At 68.7% G+C, this 23180-nt stretch carries 17 protein-coding genes; 15 read left to right on the top strand and 2 right to left on the bottom strand.

Going from position 1 to position 23180, the window contains the following annotated elements:
* The first annotated feature begins 659 nt into the window (after positions 1-659).
* The 10 genes from V8J38_RS02090 (at position 660) to leuB (ending at position 11144) form a co-directional block, all read left to right on the top strand.
* Positions 660-959 (top strand): hypothetical protein, encoded by a 300-nt coding sequence (locus V8J38_RS02090; protein ID WP_338577707.1) that lies wholly within the window; start codon positions 660-662, stop codon positions 957-959.
* A gap of 102 nt (positions 960-1061) precedes the next feature.
* The gene (locus V8J38_RS02085) at positions 1062-2804 is read left to right on the top strand and encodes a dihydroxy-acid dehydratase (RefSeq protein ID WP_338577706.1); all 1743 of its coding nucleotides are present in this window, start codon (positions 1062-1064) and stop codon (positions 2802-2804) included.
* Between the two features lie 11 nt (positions 2805-2815).
* Complete coding sequence (gene ilvC / locus V8J38_RS02080) at positions 2816-3829, top strand: ketol-acid reductoisomerase (RefSeq protein WP_338577705.1); 1014 nt, start codon at positions 2816-2818, stop codon at positions 3827-3829.
* A gap of 31 nt (positions 3830-3860) precedes the next feature.
* Positions 3861-5567: an acetolactate synthase 2 catalytic subunit gene (gene ilvG, locus V8J38_RS02075; protein WP_338577704.1), complete on the top strand. Its 1707-nt coding sequence runs from the start codon at positions 3861-3863 to the stop codon at positions 5565-5567.
* Positions 5568-5569: 2 nt separating this feature from the next.
* Complete coding sequence (locus V8J38_RS02070) at positions 5570-5821, top strand: ACT domain-containing protein (RefSeq protein ID WP_025976572.1); 252 nt, start codon at positions 5570-5572, stop codon at positions 5819-5821.
* Positions 5821-7077: a 2-isopropylmalate synthase gene (locus V8J38_RS02065; protein ID WP_338577703.1), complete on the top strand. Its 1257-nt coding sequence runs from the start codon at positions 5821-5823 to the stop codon at positions 7075-7077. The genes V8J38_RS02070 and V8J38_RS02065 overlap by 1 nt, the downstream gene beginning before the upstream one ends.
* Complete coding sequence (locus V8J38_RS02060) at positions 7061-8035, top strand: branched-chain amino acid transaminase (RefSeq protein WP_312219846.1); 975 nt, start codon at positions 7061-7063, stop codon at positions 8033-8035. The genes V8J38_RS02065 and V8J38_RS02060 overlap by 17 nt, the downstream gene beginning before the upstream one ends.
* Positions 8022-9434 (top strand): 3-isopropylmalate dehydratase large subunit, encoded by a 1413-nt coding sequence (gene leuC, locus V8J38_RS02055; RefSeq protein WP_338577702.1) that lies wholly within the window; start codon positions 8022-8024, stop codon positions 9432-9434. Before V8J38_RS02060 ends, leuC begins: the two co-directional genes overlap by 14 nt.
* Positions 9427-10029: a 3-isopropylmalate dehydratase small subunit gene (leuD, locus tag V8J38_RS02050; protein ID WP_338577701.1), complete on the top strand. Its 603-nt coding sequence runs from the start codon at positions 9427-9429 to the stop codon at positions 10027-10029. The genes leuC and leuD overlap by 8 nt, the downstream gene beginning before the upstream one ends.
* Entirely contained in the window at positions 10029-11144 is a 1116-nt protein-coding gene (gene leuB / locus V8J38_RS02045) for a 3-isopropylmalate dehydrogenase (RefSeq protein ID WP_338577700.1), read from the top strand. The genes leuD and leuB overlap by 1 nt, the downstream gene beginning before the upstream one ends.
* A 53-nt stretch (positions 11145-11197) precedes the next feature.
* On the opposite strand, the gene V8J38_RS02040 is transcribed toward leuB, so the two are convergent.
* Positions 11198-11791, bottom strand: coding sequence for a TetR/AcrR family transcriptional regulator (locus V8J38_RS02040; RefSeq protein ID WP_312219850.1), 594 nt, complete (start codon positions 11789-11791; stop codon positions 11198-11200).
* 162 nt (positions 11792-11953) lie between these two features.
* On the opposite strand from V8J38_RS02040, the gene V8J38_RS02035 reads away from it, so the two are divergent.
* The 5 genes from V8J38_RS02035 (at position 11954) to V8J38_RS02015 (ending at position 20499) form a co-directional block, all read left to right on the top strand.
* Positions 11954-13141 (top strand): efflux RND transporter periplasmic adaptor subunit, encoded by a 1188-nt coding sequence (locus V8J38_RS02035; RefSeq protein ID WP_338577698.1) that lies wholly within the window; start codon positions 11954-11956, stop codon positions 13139-13141.
* A gap of 30 nt (positions 13142-13171) precedes the next feature.
* Positions 13172-16441, top strand: coding sequence for an efflux RND transporter permease subunit (locus V8J38_RS02030; protein ID WP_291779963.1), 3270 nt, complete (start codon positions 13172-13174; stop codon positions 16439-16441).
* Between the two features lies 1 nt (position 16442).
* Positions 16443-17882: an efflux transporter outer membrane subunit gene (locus tag V8J38_RS02025; RefSeq protein ID WP_338577697.1), complete on the top strand. Its 1440-nt coding sequence runs from the start codon at positions 16443-16445 to the stop codon at positions 17880-17882.
* Between the two features lie 188 nt (positions 17883-18070).
* Positions 18071-19240 carry a glutamate 5-kinase gene (proB, locus tag V8J38_RS02020; protein WP_422388309.1) on the top strand — a complete coding sequence of 390 codons (1170 nt, stop codon included), beginning with the start codon at positions 18071-18073 and terminating at the stop codon, positions 19238-19240.
* The gene (locus tag V8J38_RS02015; RefSeq protein WP_338577696.1) at positions 19237-20499 is read left to right on the top strand and encodes a glutamate-5-semialdehyde dehydrogenase; all 1263 of its coding nucleotides are present in this window, start codon (positions 19237-19239) and stop codon (positions 20497-20499) included. Before proB ends, V8J38_RS02015 begins: the two co-directional genes overlap by 4 nt.
* A 103-nt stretch (positions 20500-20602) precedes the next feature.
* Here V8J38_RS02015 and V8J38_RS02010 read toward each other — a convergent pair whose 3' ends face one another.
* The gene (locus V8J38_RS02010) at positions 20603-23047 is read right to left on the bottom strand and encodes a membrane-bound PQQ-dependent dehydrogenase, glucose/quinate/shikimate family (protein WP_338577695.1); all 2445 of its coding nucleotides are present in this window, start codon (positions 23045-23047) and stop codon (positions 20603-20605) included.
* Positions 23048-23180: the final 133 nt, after the last annotated feature.

Here is a 23180-nt window from a genome sequence, read left to right as displayed (position 1 = left end):
CAAAAAGACCGCAGATGTCAGTGTCGACTGATAAACCCCGAAGGGTCATCGCTAGGACACCGCCGCCTGCGTTTCTCTTTCCAGATCAACGATTTCAAAGACCGGAGGCCGGAGCCTCGTCAGACCGTTTAGCGCCGGGTCCGCGGCGGAGGCGGCTATCTAGCTGCCCCAGTTTTCCGTGTCAAGCAGTTCTTTTTAAAGAACTTTCTTTTCACGAAACCGCTCCGGAAGGAACGGCGGAGGCGGCTATCTAGTGAGAGCCGATCTCCTTGTCAACCAGACCTTTCAGCCTTTCTGCTTTTTCCGAAACCGAAGTTCCGAAGGCCGCAGAAAACCGCCGAGAAAACCGAGAGGCTATCCCCCAACTCAATCCAGCGATTCGATTGAAGCGCGGAACCTAACCGATCCAACCATCCGAAGCAAGGCGCTTTTGCAAACCCTCACCCCAGACAAAACCCCGAAAAACCAGTCTCCGAAGCCCGTCGGGCCAGCCCGTCTCCGAGCGAGGCGGCGATATACGTCCCGATTTTCCGCAGAGCAAGCCTCTTTTCACAAAAAGTCCAAGAATCTCAACGAACCCGAGTCGCTCGCGCCTCAATCCGCAACGCCCCCTCGCGTATGCGCGCGTTTTTGCTTGTTCGAGATCAACATCTGAAGGAGTGGAATTTTCACCCCTCCCCGCCGAGTTGGAGGCGAATTTTATCGCTCAATCGCCGTCAAACTTCATTCCGGCGGTGCTTTCTTCCACATTTCTCTTCCGGGCGGTTGCGCCGCAACATTTAGCGAGGCATAAGAGCGCCAGTTCGAAAGGTCTGTCCTTGTCCCACCGCGCCGCCATCGCTGCGATCCTGAGCCCCGCGCAAGCGGCGGCCGATCTGCGCGTGCTGTCGCTGGGCGTACTCCTTCTCTCGGTAATTCTCATTCCGCTTAGCCAAGCGGTGTGGATGCCTGCGACCTGACCTGAACCCAGCCAGTTTCGCCCATTCACCCCGCTCCGGCCCCGGACGCGGGGTTTTTCATGTGCCCCCCATCACCGACAGGCAAGAACTTCCAAGATTTCGATGACACAGCCTTCCAACAGCACGAAACGTCCCAACAGCCGCTCTGCGGCCGTCACCCAAGGCCCGAACAGGGCGGCGGCGCGGTCCTATCTGCGCGCAGCGGGGATGCAGGACGCCGACTTCGACAAGCCGATGATCGGCATCGTGAACACCTGGTCGACGGTCACGCCCTGCAACATGCACCTGGACCGTCTGGCCAGGGACGTTCGCGCCGGCATCATCGCGGCGGGCGGCTATCCGGTCGATTTCAACACCATCGTCGTCACCGACGGCATCTCCATGGGCACGGCGGGGATGAAGGCCTCGCTGATCAGCCGCGAAGTCGTCGCCGATTCCATCGAACTGGCCATCGAGGGGCATCAGCTGGACGGCGTCGTCTGCATCGTCGGCTGCGACAAGACGATCCCTGCAGCGGCCATGGCCCTGGCCCGCATGGATATCCCCGGCCTGGTCTATTACGGCGGCACCATCCTGCCCGGCGTGATCGGGACGAAGGAAGTTTCGGTGCAAGAGGTCTTCGAGGCCATCGGCGCCCATGCCGCCGGCTCTCTGGACGATGCGGGCCTGAAGGCGGTCGAGAGCGCGGTGTGCCCCGGCGCCGGCGCTTGCGGCGGCCAGTTCACCGCCAACACCATGGCCATGGCCCTGTCGATGATGGGGATCAGCCCCATGGGGGCCAATGACGTGCCCGCCGTCGATCCGTCCAAGGGCGCGGAAGGCGAGCGCTGCGGCCGCCTGATCGTCGAGCGCGTCTTCGCCGGCGACACGGCGCGCAAATACATCACCAAGGCCAGTCTGAAGAACGCCGCCGTCGCCGTCTCGGCCTCCGGCGGATCGACCAACGCCGTCATGCACCTGACCGCCATCGCGGCCGAGGCGGGCGTCGACTTCGGCGTCGAGGACTGCCACCAAGCCTGCGTCGAGGCGCCGGTCATCTGCGACCTGAAGCCGGGCGGACGTTTCCTGGCCTCGCACCTGTATGCGGCCGGCGGCACGCGCCTGGTCGCCCAGCGTCTGGCCGAGGCGGGCAAGATCGCCAACGTCCCGACCGTCTCGGGCCGCAGCCTGTTCGCCGAAGCGGGCGACGCCGAGGAACAGCCCGGCCAGCAGGTCGTGACCGATTTCGAGGCCCCGGTCATGGCGCGCGGCTCCTACGCCGTCATCTATGGCGATGTCGCGCCGGAAGGCGCCGTCATCAAGCTGACCGGGCACAAGGTCGATCGCTTCGAAGGTCCCGCCGCCGTGTTCGACTGCGAGGAAGACGCCTTCCACGCAGTGCAGGACGGCTCGGTCGGCGAAGGCGACGTCATCATCATCCGCTACGAAGGCCCCAAGGGCGGGCCTGGCATGCGCGAGATGCTGCAGGTTACCGCCGCCCTGAAGGGCCGCAAGGTGGAGAACGTCGCCCTGCTGACCGACGGCCGCTTCTCGGGCGCCTCCTACGGCTTCGTCGCGGGCCACGTCTCGCCCGAGGCGGCGGCGGGCGGCCCCATTGCTCTCATTCGCGATGGCGATCCGATCGTCATCGACGTCACCAACCGAAGGATCGATGTGCTCGTCGATCTGGAGGCGCGCCGGGCGGATTTCGCCCCCAACCGTATCCGCCCGGCGCAAGGCGTTTTCGCAAAATACCGCGCCGCCGTCGCCTCCGCCTCGCAAGGGGCCGTGACCATTCCCAATCCGCCGCCGGCCCAGATCCCCGCGGATCTGGCCGCCCGCTCCACCGAAACCGCCGCTTCCTAAGGACGTCCTCCATGGCCATCACCATCTACACCAATGAAGACATCAAGCCGGGCGCCATCGCCGGCCAGCGCATCGCCGTAATCGGCTATGGCTCGCAAGGTCGCGCTCACGCCCAGAACCTGAAGGATTCCGGCCACGACGTGGTCGTCGGCGTTCGCCAGGGCGGCACAGGCTGGAAGCATGCGACCGAAGACGGCCTGGCCACGGCCGAGCCGGCCGAGGCCGTTCGCGGCGCCGACATCATCGCCATCCTGACCCCCGACATGGTCCAGAACGAGGTCTATCGCGACGTCATCGAGCCGAACGCCAAGCCGGGCGCCGCCCTGCTGTTCGCCCACGGCTTCTCGATCATCTACGACCGCATCACCCCGCGCGACGACATGGACGTCATCCTGGTGGCGCCCAAGGGTCCGGGCGATCTGGTCCGCCGCGAGTTCGCGCGCGGCCGGGGCGTCCCCTCCCTGTTCGCCATCGAGAAGGATGCGACCGGCAAGGCGCGCGACCGCGCCATGGGCTACGCCAAGGGCATCGGCGGCGCGACCGGCGGCCTGCTTGAGACGTCGTTCCGCGAAGAGACCGAGACCGATCTGTTCGGCGAACAGGCCGTCCTGTGCGGCGGGGCCAAGGAACTGGTCATCCAGGGATTCAACACCCTGGTCGAGGCCGGCTACCAGCCCGAGATCGCCTATTTCGAATGCCTGCACGAGCTGAAGTTGATCGTGGACCTGTTCTACGAAGGCGGCATCTCCAAGATGCACCACTTCATCTCGGAAACGGCCAAATGGGGCGCCGTGGCCTCGGGGCCGCGCGTCATCACCGACGAGACCCGCGCCCGCATGAAGACCGTGCTGGACGAGATCCAGAGCGGCCAGTTCGCGCGCGAATGGATCGCCGAGAACGAGGCGGGCAAGCCGAAATACGAGGCCCTGCTGACCGAGGACCGCTCCAGCCAGATCGAACAGGTCGGCGCCCGTCTGCGCGACCGCATGGCCTGGCTGCAGACGGCCAAACAGGCCGCCGCCTGACCCTCTGTATATATAAAGAGAGACTGACCCGATGAGCGCCGCCGCGCCCGCCTTGAAAACCGCTTCCGCCCCGGCCGTCATGACCGGTGCGCGCCTGCTCGTCTCCAGCCTGGAGCGGATGGGCGTGGAGGTGGTGTTCGGCTACCCCGGCGGCGCCATCATGCCGATCTACGACGCCCTGACCGGCTCGTCGCTGAAGCACATCCTGGTGCGCCACGAACAGGCCGCCGCCTTCGCCGCCGACGCCTATGCCCGGCTGAGCGGCAAGGTCGGGGTCTGCATGGCGACCTCCGGCCCCGGCGCCACCAATCTGATCACCGGCATCGCCAACGCCATGATGGATTCGGCGCCGATGGTCTGCATCACCGGCAATGTCCCTCAAGGGGTCATGGGCACCGACGCCTTTCAGGAGATCGACATCCTGGGCGTCACCCTGCCGATCGTGAAGCATTCCATCCTGGTCCGTGACGCGGCCGAGATCCCGGCCGCCATCGAACAGGCCTTCCACATCGCCGCCTCGGGCCGTCCCGGTCCTGTGCTGGTCGACCTGCCCAAGGATGTCCAGTTCGCCGAAACGGTCGCGCCCTTCGGCTTCAACATTCCCAATGAGACGACCGAGGCCGACCCCGACGCCATCGCCGAGGCCGAGCGCTTCATCCGCGCCGCCCAGCGCCCGCTGATCTACATCGGCGGCGGGGTGAAGATCGGTCACGCGACCGAAGCCCTGCGCGCCTTCGCCGAGACCACCGGCATCCCCGCCGTCGCCACCCTGAACGCCCTGGGCACGGTGCCGACCGACGCCCCCGGCTTCCTGGGGATGCTGGGGATGCACGGCGCGCGCGCGGCCAATGAGGCGGTTCAGGCGTCAGACCTGCTGATCGTCATGGGCGCCCGCTTCGACGACCGCGCCACCGGCAAGCTGGCCGAGTTCGCGCCCCACGCCCGCGTCGTCCACTTCGACGTCGACGCCTCCGAGATCGGCGAGCTGCGCGAGACCCACGTCCCCGTCGGCGGCGAGATCCGCCCGGCCATCGAGTCCCTGACGGCGCGCATGGCGGCCGCTCCTCTGGCCATCGACCCGTGGGTCATCCGCTGCGCCTCGGCGGCCGAGCGCCACGCCGCCCGCTATGACGCGCCGGGCGACGGCGTCTACGCTCCCGCCCTGCTGAAGCAGTTGTCCGAAATGGCGGGCGACCGCTTCGTCGCCGCCTGCGACGTCGGCCAGCATCAGATGTGGGCCGCCCAGCACTGCCGCTTCGCCCGGCCCGAAGCCCACATCACCTCGGGCGGTCTGGGGGCCATGGGCTTCGGCCTGCCCGCCGGTCTGGGCGCCCAGATGGCGGACCCCGAGGCGGTCGTCGTCACCATCGCCGGCGACGGCGGCTTCATGATGAACGTCCAGGAGCTGGCCACCCTGCGCCGCTACGGCGTGCCGCTGAAGATCGTCCTGCTGGACAACTCTTCGCTGGGTCTGGTCCGCCAGTGGCAGGAGCTGTTCTTCGCCGAGAACTATTCCGAGATCGACCTGTCCGACAATCCGGACTTCGTGAAGGTGGCCGAAGCCTTCGGCGTCGAGGCCTTCCGCATCGATCGCCGCGACCAGGTCGAGGCTGGTCTGGCCCGGCTGCTGGCCGCCGAAGGCGCCTGTCTGGCCCACGTCGTCATCGACCCCAAGGAAAACGTCTGGCCGCTGGTGCCGCCGGGCAAGAGCAACGCTGAAATGATGGAAGGCGCATGAAGATGAGCGACACCATTCACATCCAGATCGACCGGGCCGACGGCTCGCTTCAGCGTCTCATCGGCCTGGTGGAGCGCCGCGGCTTCCACATCGACGGCATCAACATGGCGGATGAAGGCGCGATGCGCCGCATCGCCCTGACCGTTCGCGGGCGCGACGCCGCCCGCTCCATCGACACCCTGGGCCGCCAGATCGACCGCCTGATCGGCGTCGCGCGCATCCAGGCCCAAACCTTCCAGTCCGAGGCCGCGTAATGTCCCGAGTAGACCGAGTATCCAGAACCGCCGAGATTGCGGCCGATCCCAACCGGGTCATCATCTTCGACACCACCCTGCGCGATGGCGAACAGGCGCCGGGCTTCTCCATGTCGGCCGAATCCAAGCTGAAGATGGCGCATGTGCTGCGCGACCTGGGCGTCGACGTGATCGAGGCCGGCTTCGCCGCCGCCTCGCCGGGCGACGAGGAATGCATCCGCCGCGTGGCGGGCGAGATCGAGGGACCGGTCTTCGCCTCCCTGTCGCGCGCCAACGAGAAGGACATCGACGCCTCCTTCCGCGCCCTGGCCCCGGCGCCGAAGTCGCATCGCCGCTGCCACGTCTTCCTGGCCACCAGCCCGATCCACCGCTCGGCCAAGCTGCGCATGAGCACCAACGAGGTGCTGGCCACCATCTCGCGCACGGTGGAATACGCCGCCTCGATGTTCGACGACGTGGAGTTCTCGGCCGAAGACGCCTTCCGCACCGAACCCGAGTTCCTGGCCGAGGCCCTGATGGCCGCCGCCGACGCGGGCGCCCAGACGCTGAACGTACCGGACACCGTCGGCTACGCCACGCCCGAGGAATCGCGTCAGCGCTTCGCCTATCTGGACGGGATCATCCGCCCGCGTCACGCGGACATCATCTTCTCGTCCCACGCGCACAACGACCTGGGCCTGGCCGTCGCCAACTCCCTGGCCGCCGTCGAGGGCGGAGCGCGCCAGATCGAGGGCGCGATCAACGGCATCGGCGAACGGGCGGGCAACGCCTCGGTCGAGGAAGTCATCATGGCCCTGCGCACCCGCGCGGACCGCTATGGCGTGACCATCGGCTCCGAGAGCCGCCACCTGGTGCGCGCCTCCGAGACCCTGCGCGAAGTGACCGAGACGGTCATCGCCCGCAACAAGGCCATCGTCGGCCTGAACGCCTTCGCCCACGAGGCCGGGATCCACCAGCACGGCATGATGGCCGACGCCCGCACCTACGAGATCATGCGTCCCGAAGACGTCGGTTTCGAGGGCAGCTACTTCGTGCTGGGCAAGCATTCCGGCCGCCACGCGGTCGGTAAGCGGGCCGAAGCCCTGGGCCATGTGCTGGACGGCCAGCGCCTGGCCGACGTCTTCGCCGGCTTCAAGCGACGCGCCGATGAGATCGGCGAGATCAACGACGCGGAACTGACCGCCATCATTGCGGCCGTGACGGCCCAGGCAGGCGCCTCCGCACAAATGGACAAGACCTATGCAACCGCTGGCTAAGAACATCTGGATCAATGGCGAACTGACGGCGTGGGAGAAGGCCACGGTTCACGTCATGAGCCACGCCCTGCACTACGGCACCTCGGTTTTCGAGGGCATCCGCGTCTATGACACCCCGAACGGCCCGTGCGGCTTCCGCCTGACCGACCATATCCGACGCCTGTTCGACAGCGCGCGCATCTACCACTTCCCCATGCCCTACACCGAGGACGAGCTGGTTCAGGCCTGCAAGGACGTGGTCCGCGCCGAGGGTCTGCGTTCGGCCTATCTGCGCCCGCTGGCCTTCCTGGGCGAGTGCGGCATGGGCGTCAGCCCCTCGGCCGAGGCGATCCGCAGCGATGTGATGATCTCGGCCTTCGCCTGGGGCGCCTATCTGGGCGAAGAGGCGCTGGAGAAGGGCGTCGACGCCTGCATCTCCAGCTGGAACCGCGTGGCGCCGAACACCGTCCCGGCGGGCGCCAAGGCGGGCGGCAACTATCTGTCCTCCTATCTGATCGGGCGCGAGGCCCGCGTGCGCGGCTTCGGCGAGGGCATCGCCCTGGGCGCCGACGGCCTGCTGTCCGAGGGCGCGGGCGAGAACCTGTTCATCGTCAAGGACGGCGTGTTGATGACCCCGCCCGCCGCCGCCTCCATCCTGCAGGGCATCACCCGCGACAGCGTGATGAAGCTGGCGCGCGGCCTGGGCTATGAGGCGCGCGAACAGGTGCTGCCGCGCGAGGCCCTCTATGTCGCCGACGAGGTCTTCATGACCGGCACGGCGGCCGAGATCACCCCCGTCCGCTCCATCGACGGCATCATGACCCGCGCAGGCGGCCCCGGCCCGGTGACCAAGGCGGTCAACAAGGCCTTCCGCGGCCTGTTCGACGGCACGACGCCCGACCGCTACGGCTGGCTGGAGCCGATCGGCGAAACCACCGCCGGCGCCGCCGCACAGGAGCGCGTGCATGAGCCGGCCTAAAACCCTGTATCAGAAGGTCTGGGACCGGCACGTCGTCGTGCCGGAAACCGCCGAGACGCCGGGCGTCATGTATGTGGACCTGCATCTGGTCCACGAAGTCACCTCGCCACAGGCCTTCTCCGAAATCGAGGCGCGCGGGCTGAAGGTCCGCCGCCCCGACCGCACCTTCGCCACTCTGGACCACTCGACCCCTACCCTGCCCGCCGGGCCGGATGGCCAGCGCCCCTATGTCACCGAACAGGCGCGTCGTCAGGTCGAGACGCTTGAAGCCAACTGCGCCCGTCATGGCGTCGAGCTGGCGGGTTGGGGTTCGGATCAGCGCGGCGTGGTTCACGTCATGGGGCCGGAGCTGGGCCTGACCCAACCGGGCATGACCGTCGTCTGCGGCGACAGCCACACGGCCACCCACGGCGCCTTCGGGGCGCTGGCCTTCGGCATCGGCACCTCGGAAGTCGGCCATGTGCTGGCGACCCAGTGTCTGCTGCAGCGCCGGGCCAAATCCATGCGGGTGACGGTCGACGGGCGTTTACGTCCCGGCGTGTCCGGCAAGGATGTGGCCCTGGCCGTCATCGCCGCCATCGGCTTCGGCGGCGGCACCGGCTACGTCATCGAATATGCAGGTGAGGCCGTGCGTTCGCTGGACATGGAAGGGCGCATGACCCTGTGCAACATGTCCATCGAGGCGGGCGCCCGCGCCGGCATGATCGCGCCCGACCAGACCGCCGTGGACTGGCTGCGCGGCCGTCGTCATGTCCCCGCCGACTATGAGGCCGCCGTCGCCGACTGGCTGAGCCTGGCCACCGATCCCGGCGCGGTCTTCGACAAGGAGGTCGTGCTGGACGGCGCCGCCATCCGCCCGATGGCCACCTGGGGCACCACGCCGGACGCGGGCGCCCCCGTCGGCGCGCCCGTGCCGCAGCCGCGCTCGGCCTCGGACCAGAAGGCCATCGACTACATGGGCTTCACCGCCGGCGAGGCGACCACCGGCCACAAGGTCGACGTGGTCTTCATCGGCAGTTGCACCAACGGCCGCCTGCCCGACCTGCGCGCCGCCGCCGAAGTCCTGCGCGGCCGCAAGGTCCAGCCGGGCGTGCGGATGCTGGTGGTCCCGGGTTCGGAGGCCGTCCGCCGCGACGCCGAAGCCGAAGGCCTGGACAAGGTCTTCACCGAGGCGGGCGCAGAATGGCGCATCCCCGGCTGCTCCATGTGCATCGCCATGAACGGAGATTTCGTCGCGCCCGGTCAACTGGCCGTCTCGACCTCCAACCGCAATTTCGAGGGCCGTCAAGGCAAGGGCGCCCGCACCATCCTGGCCAGCCCCGCCACCGCCGCCGCCAGCGCCGTCGCCGGGGTGCTGACCGACCCGCGCGTCTATCTGTCGGAGGCGGCCCATGTCTGAGCCCTTTAAAACGCTGACGTCGAAAACCCTGACTCTCAGCCAGGCCAATATCGATACCGACCAGATCATCCCCGCGCGCTTCCTGACCACCACCACGCGCGAGGGTCTGGGCGCCCACGCCTTCCACGACTGGCGCTATGAGGCCGACGGCTCGCCCAAACCTGAGGCGGTGCTGAACCGCATCGACCCGACCGAGCAGCGTATCCTGCTGGCGGGACCGAACTTCGCCTGCGGCTCGTCGCGCGAACACGCGCCGTGGGCCTTGCTGGACTACGGCTTCCGGGCGGTGATCTCGACCGAGATCGCCGACATCTTCACTTCCAACGCCCTGAAGAACGGCTTCCTGCCCATCGTCGTCGATCAGGGCGTCTGGGACGATCTGGCCGCCCACCCGGAGCAGCCCGTCACCATCGATCTGGAAGCCGGCGAGATCCGGCGCGGCAACGCTCCGGCCGTGCCGTTCAAGGTCGAGTCCTTCGCCCGCCAGTGCCTACTGGACGGGGTCGACGCCCTCGGCTGGCTCCAATCGAAGCTGCCCTACGTCACCACCTACGAACGCCTGCGCCAAGACATCTATCAGCCGGAGACCGCCTGATGACCGCCCGTGAAACGCCTGTCGCCCGCACCTTCAACATCGCCGTTCTGCCTGGCGACGGGGTCGGTCCCGAGGTGGCCCTGGCCGCCCAGCGCGTCCTGACCTGCATCGGCGACATCTATGGCCACCGCTTCGAATTTTCCGAGCATCTGATCGGCGGCGCCGCCATCGACGCGGTCGGCGAGGCTCTGCCGGAAGAGACCCGGACCGCCTGCCTGGCCTCCGACGCCGTCCTGCTGGGCGCGGTCGGCGGGCCCAAGTGGGATGACGCCCCAGTGCGCCCGGAGCAGGGGCTGCTGGCCATCCGCAAGGCCATGGGCCTGTACGCCAACCTGCGCCCGCTGCAGGTCTCGCCGGTGCTGGCCCATCGCTCGCCTCTGAAGAAGGAGATCGTCGAGGGCGTCGACCTGATCGTCTTCCGCGAGTTGACCAGCGGCGTCTATTTCGGCGAGCGCACGCGCACCGAGACGCAGGCCTCCGACCTGTGCGTCTATACGGTCGAGGAGATCGAGCGCGTCGCCCGCGCCGCCTTCCAGGCCGCCCAGCAACGGCGCGGCAAGGTCACCTCGGTCGACAAGGCCAACGTCATGGAGACCAGCCGCCTGTGGCGCGAGGTCGTGACCCGCATCCACGCCGAGGAGTATCCGCAGATCACCCTGGAGCACGCCCTGGTCGACTCCATGGCCATGCACCTGATCCGCAAGCCTCGCGACTATGACGTCATCCTGACCGAGAACATGTTCGGCGACATCCTGTCGGACGAGATTTCGGTGCTGGGCGGCTCCATCGGCCTGCTGCCCTCGGCGTCGCTGGGCGCGGACGGGCCGGGCCTGTTCGAACCGATCCACGGCTCGGCGCCGGACATCGCCGGCCAGGATCTGGCCAACCCCGTCGGCATGGTGCTGTCGGCGGCCATGATGCTGCGCCACAGCTTCGAACTGGAGGATGAGGCGGATTCCATCGAGGCGGCGGTCGCGGCCGTTCTGGCTTCGGGGGCGGTCACCGCCGACCTGGGCGGCCCCCTGGGCACGGTCGCCGCCACGCGCGCCATCGTCGACGCCATCCGCGCCATCCACTGGGCGGCCGCGCGCCATGTGCCGATGCACTGGGCCTGAGCTTCGGACAGGAGAGGAAAAAAGAGGCGGGCTTCGGTCCGCCTCTTTTCAATTCAGCCGTCGATCAGCCCCTGCAGGGCCTTCGCCATGCGGTCGCGCAGGCGGCCCCGCTGCTCTTCCGTCAGGGCGGAAAAGCCGTCCGACAGCTCGCGGCCGATCGCCATGCCCATGATCAGGCCGGACGCCAGGCGCGCTCGCACGGCCGCGTCCTCGCCGCCGATCCATTGGGTCAGGGGGTCGAAGAAGCGATTGTTCGCCGTACGCTGCACCACGTCCATCGCCTTGGTCGAGCCGATCGAGCGCAACAGGATCAACAGGCCGCGCATCTTCTCGCCGGTCGGGTCGGCCTCGCACCGGGCCGCCTCGCCATAGACGACCTCCGTGGCCAGGCGCTGACCGAAATCCGCGCGGTCGCCTTCCATCAGGTCGCGCCCGTTCTTGCAGCTGTCCAGCACGGACAGGAACAGATCTTCCTTCGAACCGAAGTAGCGGCTGATCAGGGCCGCATCGACGCCGACGTCGCGCGCCACATCGCGCATGCCCACGTCATCATAGCTTTCCGCACAAAAGCGTTCGCGCGCCGCTTCCAGGATAGCCTGGCGGGTGGCGTTGGCGTTACGCGGCCGGGGGACGTCGCAAAGGACCAATTGGTCGCACTCCAATAAACCTTACGGACTATATGGCCTTGTCATCAGGCGTTGACAAGCGTCGCCTTCATCGTCTTTAAGTCAGCCGGTGTTGACTGGACGCCTTCTCCCCAAAGAGCGACAGTCTCTCTCAATCACGCTACTCCCAAGGAGATTGCGCCGATGCGCACGGTTAAGATCGCGGCCGCGTCCGCTTTGATAGCGGCCGCCCTCTATGGCTGTTCCAAGGGACAGGAAGCGCCGGCCCAGGGCGCGCCGCCCGTGACGGTGGCGGCTCCCCTGTCGCAGCAGGTCGTCGACTGGGACGAATTCACGGGGCGCTTCGAAGCGCCTCGCTCGGTCGACGTGCGCGCCCGCGTCGGCGGCTACATCCAGTCGGTCCACTTCAAGGACGGCGACTTCGTGCGTCAGGGCCAGCTTCTGTTCACCCTCGACCCGCGTCCGGCCCAGGCCGCCCTGGCTGCGGCCCGCGCCCAGCTGGCCCAGGGCCAGGCCCAGCTCACCCTGGCCCGCACTGAACTGACCCGCGCCGAGGGCCTGCTGGCATCCCAGGCCGTGTCCCAGGCCGAGGTCGACGCCAAGCGCGGCGCCGTCCAGACCGCCGAAGCCGCCGTGGCCGCCGCCAACGCCGCCATCCGCGCACGTCAGCTGGACGTGGAATTCACCCGCGTCACCGCCCCCATCTCGGGCCGCGTCTCCGACCGCCGAGTCGATCCGGGCAACCTGATCGGCGGCGGCTCGTCGGCCGGCGACGTGCTGACCACCATCGTCTCCTCGTCTCCGATCTACTTCGTCTTCGACGGCTCCGAAGCCCTGGCGCTGAAGTATCAGCGCGACGCCCGCAACGGCGCCGCCCCGATTCGCATCCGCCTGCAGGACGAGACCAGCTATGACCGCACCGGGACGCTGGACTTCACCGACAACGCCATCGACGCCTCCTCGGGCACCATCCGCCTGCGCGCCGTGGTGCAGAACGCCGACGGCTTCCTGAAGCCCGGCATGTTCGGCCACGCCCAACTGGCGGGCTCGGGCGGCTATGCGGCCATGCTGGTGCCCGACGCGGCCATCGTCACCGACGGTCCGCGCAAGGTCGTCTATGTGGTCGGCAAGGACGGCGCCGTGGCCGCCAAGCCGGTCCAGCTGGGACCGATCGCCAACGGCCTGCGCGTCGTGCGCACGGGCCTGACGCCCGACGATCGCGTCATCATCAACGGCCTTCAGCGCGCCCGTCCGGGCCAGAAGGTCACCGCCCAGAACGGGACCATCAAGGCCGAGGAAACCCAGGCGCAAGCGCCTGTGACCACGGCCCCCGTCGCCTCGACCGCCACCTTCGCCGCCAGCGCCGGCTGAGGAGGAGGCTCACGGGCCGGAACCTGATCCATGAACATATCCCGCTTCTTCATCGACCGACCGATCTTCGCGATCGTGATCTCGGTCTTCATCACCCTGATCGGCGCCTTCGCCATGCCGATGCTGCCGCTGGCGCAGTATCCGGATATCGCGCCGCCGACGATCAGCGTGACCGCCTCCTACGCCGGCGCCTCGGCTGAAACCCTGTCCGAGACGGTCGCCGCGCCGCTGGAGCAGGAGATCAACGGCGTCGAGAACATGCTCTACATGACCTCGTCGTCGACCTCCGACGGCCGGGTCCAGGTCACCGTGACCTTCCAGCCCGGCACCGACCTCGACACCGCCCAGGTGCTGGTCCAGAACCGGGTCGCCCTGGCCGAGCCGCGCCTTCCGGCGCAGGTCCGTCAGGTCGGCGTCGTCGTCAACAAGGAGTCGACCGGCTTCCTGATGCTGGCGTCGCTGACGTCCGACGACCCCGGCATCGACAGCGACTACCTGGGCAACATGGCCCAGTCGACCATCCGCGACCGCCTGCTGCGGATCGACGGCGTCGGCGGCGTCCAGGTCTTCGGCGGCGGCAACTACTCCATGCGGATCTGGATCGACCCGGCCAAGGCGGCCGCGCGCGACCTGACCGCGCCGGAGATCGTCGCCGCCCTGCAGGCCCAGAACGTCCAAGCCGCCGGCGGTTCGATCGGCCAGCCCCCCTTCCCGACCAACGCCGCCGCCTTCGAGCTGCCGGTTCAGGTCGAGGGCCGCCTGTCGGCCCCGGAAGAGTTCGGCAAGGTCGTGCTCAAGACCGACGCCCAGGGCCGCGTGACCCGCGTCAGCGACATCGCCCGCATCGAGCTCGGCTCGGAAATCTACGGCGTCGAAGGCTACTTCAACGGTCAGCGCGGCGTCGGCATCGCCGTCATCCAGCAGCCGGGCTCCAACGCCCTGTCGACCGCCGAGGCGGTCATCGCCGAGCTGGACGCCATCAAGGCCGACTTCCCGCCCGGCGTGAAGTACGCCATCCCCTATAACCCGACGGAATACGTCGCCGCCTCGGTCTCGGCCGTGGAGCACGTGCTGATCGAAGCCGTCTTCCTGGTGATGATCGTCATCCTGGTCTTCCTGCAGACCTGGCGCGCGGCCATCATCCCGATCCTGGCCATCCCCGTCGCCCTGGTCGGCACCTTCGCGGTGCAGCTGGCCCTGGGCTTCTCGATCAACTCCCTGTCGCTGTTCGCCCTGGTTCTAGCCGTCGGCATCGTCGTCGACGACGCCATCATCGTGGTCGAGAACGTCGAGCGCTACATCCGCGAGGGCCTGACGCCCAAGGAAGCGGCCTATCGGTCGATGCAGGAAGTGTCGGGCGCCCTGATCGCCATCTCCCTGGTGCTGACCTCGGTGTTCGTGCCGACCGCCTTCGTGCCCGGCATCCCCGGCATCTTCTTCCGCCAGTTCGCCGTCACCATCGCCTCGGCGACACTGATCTCGCTCCTCGTGTCGCTGACGCTGTCTCCGGCCCTATCGGCCCTGCTGCTCAAGCCGCACAAGGAGCACGACCATCACCGCAAGCCGGGTCTGATCGGCACGATCACCTATTACCTCGGCTGGGCCGGAGCCAAGTTCAACGAGGGCTTCGACTGGGTGTCGGACCGCTACGGCCGTATGACCGCCCGCCTGATCCGCATGGTCACCGTCATGCTCGTCATCTACGCCGCCCTGCTGGCGTTGACGGGCTGGCGCATGACCGACACGCCCACCGGCTTCATTCCGGCGCAGGACCAGGGCGTGCTGATCGGCGTCGTCCAGCTTCCGCCGGGCGCCTCGCTGGAACGCACCAAGGCGGCGATGAACAGGGCCGTCGAAATCGTCCAGAAGGCCGACGGCGTTCAGGAAGTCACCGCCTTCGCCGGCCTGGACGGGTCCAGCTTCTCGCTGTCGTCCAACGCCGCCACCATGTTCATCAAGCTGAAGGACTATGACGAGCGGACCACGCCCGAACTGGAAGCCTCGGCCCTGGCCGGCGCGCTCAGCGGGGCGACCGGCGTCATCGAGGAAGCCAGCATCTTCATGCTGTCGCCCCCGCCCGTTCAGGGCATGGGCACCGGCTCGGGCTTCAAGATGATGATCCAGGACCGTTCGGGCGCCGGCTTCCAGGCCCTGGAGGGCGCGACCTTCGCCATGATGGGCGCCGCCGCCCAGGCCCCGGATCAGGTGCAGCAGGTGTTCAGCCTCTACAACACCGGCTCGCCGCGCATCGCCGCCAACGTCGACCGCGACAAGGCCCTGTTGATGGGGGTCCAGCCCTCGACCGTGTTCAGCACCCTGGGCACCTACCTCGGCTCGACCTACGTCAACGACTTCAACTTCCTGGGCCGCACCTTCCGCGTGACCGCCCAGGCCGAGCCCGCCTACCGCGACGAACTGGCCGACATCGCCAATCTGAAGGTCCGTTCGGCCACCGGCGGCATGGTGCCGATCGGTTCGGTGGCGACCCTGGCCGACGATTCCGGCCCGGCGCGCGTGGTCCGCTACAACCTGTTCCCGGCTTCGGAACTGCAGGGTGAAGCGGCGCCGGGCGTGTCCACCGGCGACGCCATCGCCGCAATGGAGGAGCTGGCGGCCAAGACGCTGCCGGACGGCTTCAGCTACGAGTGGACGGAAATCGCCCTGCAGGAGAAGGCGGCGGCCGGCGGGTCGACCATCATCTTCCTGATGGCTGTGGTGTTCGTCTTCCTGGTGCTGGCCGCTCAGTATGAGGCCTTCACCCTGCCGCTGGCGGTCATCCTGATCGTGCCGATGTGTATCCTGGCGGCCATTCTCGGGGTGAACCTGCATGGTCTGGACAACAACATCCTGACCCAGGTCGGCCTGGTGGTCCTGATCGCCCTGGCGGCCAAGAACGCCATCCTGATCGTGGAGTTCGCCAAGCAGGCCGAGGACGAGCAGGGCCTGAACCGCTGGGACGCCGCCGTCCAGGCCGCGCGCCAGCGTCTGCGCCCGATCCTGATGACCTCGTTCGCCTTCATCTTCGGCGTGCTGCCCCTGGCGATCGCCTCGGGCCCCGGATCGGAGATGCAGAACGCCCTGGGGATCGCAGTGGTCTACGGGATGCTGGGGGTGACCTTCTTCGGTCTGATCTTCACCCCGGTCTTCTACGTCATCTGTCGCTGGATGGCGGGCAAGCTGCCCAAGGCGCCGGGCAAGGAGCGCGAGCTCCCCACCAGCTTCGGCGCTCCGCCGCACGACCCCTTTGACCCCGACGGCCCGGAACCGGCGACCGCCGCTCCGCGCCAGGGAGATGCGTAAAATGAACGGCAAACTCCGCACTCTGCTGACCGCCGCGGGGTCGGCCGCCCTGCTCGCCGCCTGCGCGGTGGGCCCCAAGGCGCCGCTCCCCACCCTCCCGGCCGAAGGCCAGGGCGCCTTCGTCGGCTCGCAATCCGCCTCGGTTTCGACCGAGGCGGCCCGCGACGACTGGTGGCGGCTGTATCAGGATCCGACCCTCGACGGCCTGATCCAGCAGGCCCTGACCGAGAACAACGAGCTGGAGGCGGCCGCAGCCAATCTGCGCGCCGTCCGGGCCTCGCTGTCCGAAGCCCGCTCGGGCCGGTTCCCGACCACCACGACCTCGGCCGCCTATAACCGCAGCCGGGCCTCGACCGACACCGTGCCGACCGCCGGCGGCGCCAAGCTGCCGGAAGTCGACACCTATGACGTCGGCCTGGACGTCTCCTATGAGATCGACCTGTTCGGCCGGGTGGAATCCTCCATCCGCGCCGCGCGGGGCGACGTGGCCGCCGCCGCCGCCGCCCTGGAGGTCGTGCGGGTGACCGTCGCGGCCGAAACGGCCCGGGCCTACGCCGACACCTGCTCGGCCAACGCCCAGATCGCCGTGGCCGAACGGACCGTCGACCTGCAGACCCAGACCGTCGACCTGACCCAGCGCCTGCTGGACGGGGGCGCCGGCAATGGTCTGGACGTGGCCCGCGCCCGCGCCGCCCTGGAACAGACCCGCGCCAGCCTGCCGCCCCTGCGGGCGTCGCGCGACGGCGCCCTGTTCCGCCTGGCCACCCTGACCGGCCGCACCCCGGCCGAGGCCAGCGAGGCGGCTCGCGCCTGCCAGTCTCCGCCGCAACTGTCGCAGCCGATCCCGGTCGGCGACGGCGCGGCGCTTCTGGCCCGCCGTCCCGACGTGCGTCAGGCGGAGGCCCGCCTGTCGGCCGCCGCCGCCCGCGTCAACGTCGCCACCGCCGGCCTCTATCCCAGCATCCGCCTGGGCGGCTCGGTGGGATCGACGGCGCTCGACGCCTCGGACCTGGGCGAGGACGCCAACTTCCGCTTCAGCGTGGGTCCGCTGATCTCCTGGTCCTTCCCCAACGTCTGGGCGGCTCGCGCGCGGATCAAACAGGCCGGCGCCCAGTCGGACGCGGCCCTGGCGACCTTCGACCAGACCGTGCTGACGGCGCTGCAGGAGACCGAGACGGCGCTCAGCGCCTACGCCAACGAACTGGACCGCCGCACGGCCCTGCGCACCGCGCGGGATCAAGCGGCTACGGCGGCGCGCCTGTCGCGCCTGCGCTTCGACGCCGGCGCCGACAGCTTCCTGACGGTGCTGGACGCCGAGCGGACCCTGGCCGGCGCAGACGCCGCCCTGGCCGCCTCGGAAGCCCAGGTCACCACCTACCAGATCGGCCTGTTCAAGGCCCTGGCGGGCGGTTGGGAACAGGCTCCCGATCCCGAAGCCTGACCTTCAGCCTCAAGCTGAAACTGAGACGCCCGGCTGGTTCGCCCGCCGGGCGTTTTCTTTGGCGCTTCTTCCGCCGCGCAACACAAAGACAGAATTTTCTTCATTTGAATCGCGCGCTACGGCCGTCGCGTCGAATAATCCTCGCCAGCAACTTGGCTGAGGCGATGATCTTGCGATAGGGAGGCGATGTGACCGCCTCCTCCGCCCTCCCCCAAGCCGCTGCGGCCGCAGCCTCGCCCGCCGTCGCCCTGACCCAGGCGCGCCGGGTGGTGATCAAGATCGGCTCGTCCCTGCTGTTCGACGCCGATCGACGCGCCGTCGCCGCCGACTGGCTGGCCAGCCTGGCCGCCGACATCGCGGCACTGCGTCGCCAGGGGCGCGAGGCGATCGTCGTCTCCTCCGGCGCCGTGGCCCTGGGACGCGGACGCCTGAACCTCTCGACCAGCCGCCTTCAGGACAAGCAGGCCGCGGCCGCCGTGGGCCAGACCCTGCTGATGCACGCCTGGGAAGAAGCTTTGGCGCCCCACGGTCTGATGGCGGGTCAGGTGCTGCTGACCCGCGACGACACCGAACGGCGGCGCCGCTGGCTCAACGGCCGCGCCACGCTTGAGGCCCTGCTGAGCCACGGCGTCGTCCCCGTGGTCAATGAGAACGACACCGTCGCCACCGAAGAGATCCGCTACGGCGACAACGACCGACTGGCCGCGCGCGCGGCGCAGCTCGGACGGGCCGACCTGCTGATCCTGCTGTCCGACGTGGACGGCCTCTACACCGCCGATCCGCGCCGCGATCCGGACGCCCGCCACCTGCCCCTGATCGAGCGGCTGTCGCCCGAGGTGCTGGCCATGGCCTCAGGCGCCAATGCGCAGGCCGGCGTCGGCACAGGCGGCATGGCGACCAAGCTGGCGGCCGCCCAGATCGCCGCCTCGGCCGGGTGCGCCACCCTCATCGCTTCGGGACTGACGGCCCATCCGCTGAAAGCCGTGCTCGACGGCGCACGGGCCAGCCTGATCCTGGCCCCCGCCACCCCCATGGCCGCGTGGAAGCAGTGGATCGCGGGCAGCGTGGCGCCCGGCGGCGCCCTGGCGCTGGACGCCGGGGCCGTCGCCGCCCTCCATGCCGGAAAGAGCCTGCTGCCCTCCGGCGTCGTCGCCGTCAGCGGCGACTTCGGCAAGGGCGACAGCGTGCGCCTGACCGGCCCTGACGGTCTTCGCATCGGCGTCGGACTGGCCGCCTACGCCGCCGACGAGATCGCCCTGATCCGCGGCCGCCATTCGGACGCGATCGAAAGCCTCCTGGGCTATCGCGGCCCCTCGGTCGTCATCCACCGCGACGATCTGGTTCTGGAGGACCGATGAGCGACCTCGACGCCGCCATGCTGGACATGGGCCGCCGCGCCCGCGCCGCCGCCGACGCCCTTCGCGCCACCACGCCGGACGCCCGGACCGAGGCGCTTCACCGGCTCGCCGAGGGCCTGCGCGCGGCAGAGGCCGCCATCCTGTCCGCCAACGCCCGCGACGTAAGCCGCGCCCGCGACGGCGGCCTGTCCGAGGCCCTGATCGACCGGCTGGCCCTGACCCCCGCCCGCGTCGAGGGCATGGCCGTCGCGGTCGAAACCATCGCCGCCCAGCCCGACCCGGTAGGCGGTGAAATGGCCCGCTGGACCCCGGCCAACGGCCTGGACATCGCCCGCGTCCGCACCCCCATCGGCGTTCTGGCCGTCATCTATGAGAGCCGCCCAAACGTCACCGCCGACGCCGCCGCCCTGTGCATCCGGTCCGGCAATGCGGCGATCCTGCGCTGCGGCTCGGACTGTCTGGATTCCTCGCGCGCCATCGCCGCTGTCGTCACGAGCGCCCTGGCCGAAGCGGGCCTGCCCGCCGACGCCGTCCAACTGGTCCCCGTGCCGGATCGCGAGGCCGTCGGCGCCATCCTGTCGGGCCTCGACGGCGCCGTCGACCTGATCATCCCGCGCGGCGGCAAGAGTCTGGTCGCGCGGGTCCAGTCAGAAGCCAAGGCGCCCGTGCTGGGCCACCTCGAGGGCCTGTGCCACACCTATCTGGACGGCGCCGCCGATCTGGATGTCGCCCGCCGCGTGGTCCTGAACGCCAAGATGCGCCGCGTCTCGGTCTGCGGCGCGACCGAGACCCTGCTGGTGGACCGCGCGGCTGCGGATCGCCTTCTGCCCGCCGTCGCCGCCGACCTGATCACCGCCGGATGCGAACTACGCGGCGACCCCGAGGCCCGCGCCCTGGTCCCGAACATGAGCGAAGCGACCGAGGCCGACTGGACCACCGAATACCTGGCCCCCATCCTGTCAGTGCGCCTGGTGGACGGCGTGGACGGCGCGGTCGACCACATCCGCCGCTACGGCTCGGGCCACACCGAGGCCATCGTCACCACCGACGAGAAGGCCGCCGAACGCTTCGCCAACGGCGTCGACAGCGCCATCGTCCTGATCAACGCCTCGACCCAGTTCGCCGACGGCGGCGAATTCGGCTTCGGCGGCGAGATCGGCATCTCGACCTCAAAGCTGCATGCGCGCGGGCCAGTCGGGGCGGAGCAGTTGACCACCTACAAATATGTGGTGCGCGGCCAGGGCCAGACGCGGCCCTGATCCATCCCTGACGCAGAGAAGGCCGGAGCCCGAGCTCCGGCCTTCCTTATCTCGAGCGGGCCTCAAGCAGCCCGAAGGGCGATAGGCCCCAGAGAAAGAGTGCTTATGCGCCCCTTTCAGGGAGCGCATAGGCGATCACATAGTCCCCGCGCGGCGTCTCCATGAAGTGATGCCCGCCGGCCATGATGACCAGATACTGGCGGCCGTTCTGCTCATAGATCATCGGATTGGCCTGACCGCCCGCCGGAAGCACGTCCGACCACACCGTCTTGCCCGTCTCGATATCGATGGCGCGGATCAGGTCATCCGTCGCGGCGGCGATGAAGATCAGCCCCCCTGCCGTCACCGCCGAGCCGCCGTTGTTCGGCGTGCCGATCTCCAGCGGCAGCATGGAGGGGATGCCGAACGGTCCGTTCTTCCTTGCCGTGCCGAAGGGACGGTCCCACAGGGTGCGGCCGCTCTTCAGATCGATGGCGCGCATCCCGCCATAGGGCGGCTGTTTGCACAGCAGGCCGGTGAACTTGACCCGCCAGCCCGCATTGACGTCGATGGCGTAGGGCACGCCCATCTGCGGGTCGCCCGCGCCCTCGGCCTTGGACTTCGACAGGTTGCCGCCGCGGTTGGCCGCCTCCTTCTCGCGCTCGATGTAGCGAGGGTCGTCGCGCGGGAACCAGCCCAGGCGGTCCGCTTCCGCGCGGGGCACCAGGCGGTTGTGGTTGGGCATGTCGTTGTAGTTGGCGACGATCACGCCGCGCGCCGGGTCGACCGCAACCCCGCCCCAGTCCGAGCCGCCGTTGTAGCCCGGATACTGGATCCAGTAGCGGTCCGCCGTCGGCGGGGTGAAGTAGCCGTCATAGGCCGCCTGATGGAACTGGATGCGGCAGACCATCTGGTCGATCGGCGACATGCCCCACATGTCCCGTTCGGTCAGGTCGGCCTTTCTCAGCGTGTGGAACAGGGAGAAGGGCTGGGTCGGGCTGCGCTGCGAGGGCTCGACGCCGCCCTGGGGCACGCGGCGCTCCTCGACCTTGTGCAGCGGCTGGCCGGTGCGGCGATCCAGGATATAGAGGTCGCCCTGCTTGGACGGCAGGATCACCGCCGGAACCAGGGTCCCGTTGATCGGCATGTCGACCAGGGTCGCCTGCGAGCCCAGGTCATAGTCCCAGACATCCTTCCTCACCGTCTGGAAATGCCAGCGCGGCTTGCCCGTGGTCACGTCCAGCGCGACCAGGGAGGTTGCGTATTCGTTCTCCGCCGGGCGACGCAGGCCGGAATAATAGTCGGCCGAGGAGTTGCCCATCGGCAGGAAGACCAGGCCCAGCGCCTCATCCGCCGTGGCCGTGGTCCACATGTTCGGCGTGCCCGGCGTATAGGTCTCGCCTTCGGGCGGCAGGGTCGTGATGTCCGGCCGCATCATGTCCCAGGCGAAGCGCAACTCGCCGGTCACCGCGTCGAAGCCCTGGATCACGCCCGAGGCGTTCCACCGCTTCTGGCCGTCCAGAACCTGATGGCCGGTGACCACCACCCCGCGCACGATGACCGGCGCCGAGGTGATCGACACCATGCCGGGATAGGGGTCGCCCATCCCATGCTTGATGCTGACTTCGCCATTCGCGCCGAACCCGGCGCAGGGCGCCCCCGTGCGGGCGTCCACGGCCACCAGCCGCCCGTCCAGCGTGCCCTCGATGATGCGCGTGGCGCAGGGCTGAGCCGCATCAACGTTAGGGACGGCGTAGTAGGTCACGCCCCGGCAGGCGGCGGTATAGGGGATCTGGTCGTCGGCGACCTTGGGATCATAGGTCCACTTCTGCTTGCCCGTGGCCGCATCCACCGCGAACAGCCGGTTGCGGGCCGAGCACAGGTAGAGGGTGTCGCCGACCTTCAACGGCGTCGTCTCGGCGCCCCAGCGCTCATCCGGCAGATCGCCGGTGCGGAAGGTCCAGGCGCGCTGCAGTCCCTTCACATTGTCCTTGTTGATCTGACTCAGCGGGGAATAGCGCTGGGCGCTGTCGGAGCCGCCCCAGGCGGGCCAGTCGGCGCCGACCTTCAGCACCGCCGGGTCGCTCACGCCGCCAGCGCCGGCGGACGGAACCGGGCTCATCACCCTGGCCTTGTTGGCCTGGGCCACGACCACGCCGGAAACGAGGCAGAAGACGGCGATCGCCGCGAGCCCGCCCCAGACCAGCTTGCCTCCGCCCCCGTCGCGCTTCAGCGCCGACAAGCTGAGGACCACGGCGATCAGCAGAACCAGCGGCGCCACCACGCGCGGGACCAGGGCCCAGCCGTTCAGTCCGACCTCCCACAGAGCCCAGACGACGGTGCCGATGAAGATGGCGATATAGAGCCAGGCGCCTAACGGCCGCAGCAGAGCCAGAAGCCCCCCGGACACGATCATCAACAGGCCGACGATCAGATAATAGGCGGAGCCGCCCAGCATGATCAGCTGGCCCCCGCCTATGGTCAGCATCAGCCCGATCAGGGCGATGACGATCCCCAGAAGCCTGACAAGGACGCTGCCGAATCCACGTCCGCGCTCAATGGACGACATGGCGCCCTCCCATCTTCAGCTTGGCCTTGGACTGCAACACCCGAAGAAGAGCGGCGTTCCATCGGCTTCTGAGAATGGGCGAGAAAAAGGGCCGCGCGCCTGTCCGGCGTGCGGCCCCAGATCGATCCCGACT

The sequence above is a fragment of the Brevundimonas olei genome, assembly GCF_037055245.1.
Taxonomy (GTDB): Bacteria; Pseudomonadota; Alphaproteobacteria; order Caulobacterales; family Caulobacteraceae; genus Brevundimonas; species Brevundimonas olei.
The sequence above is the reverse complement of the archived record's forward strand: the minus strand, read 5'-3'. Positions and strand labels throughout refer to the sequence as shown.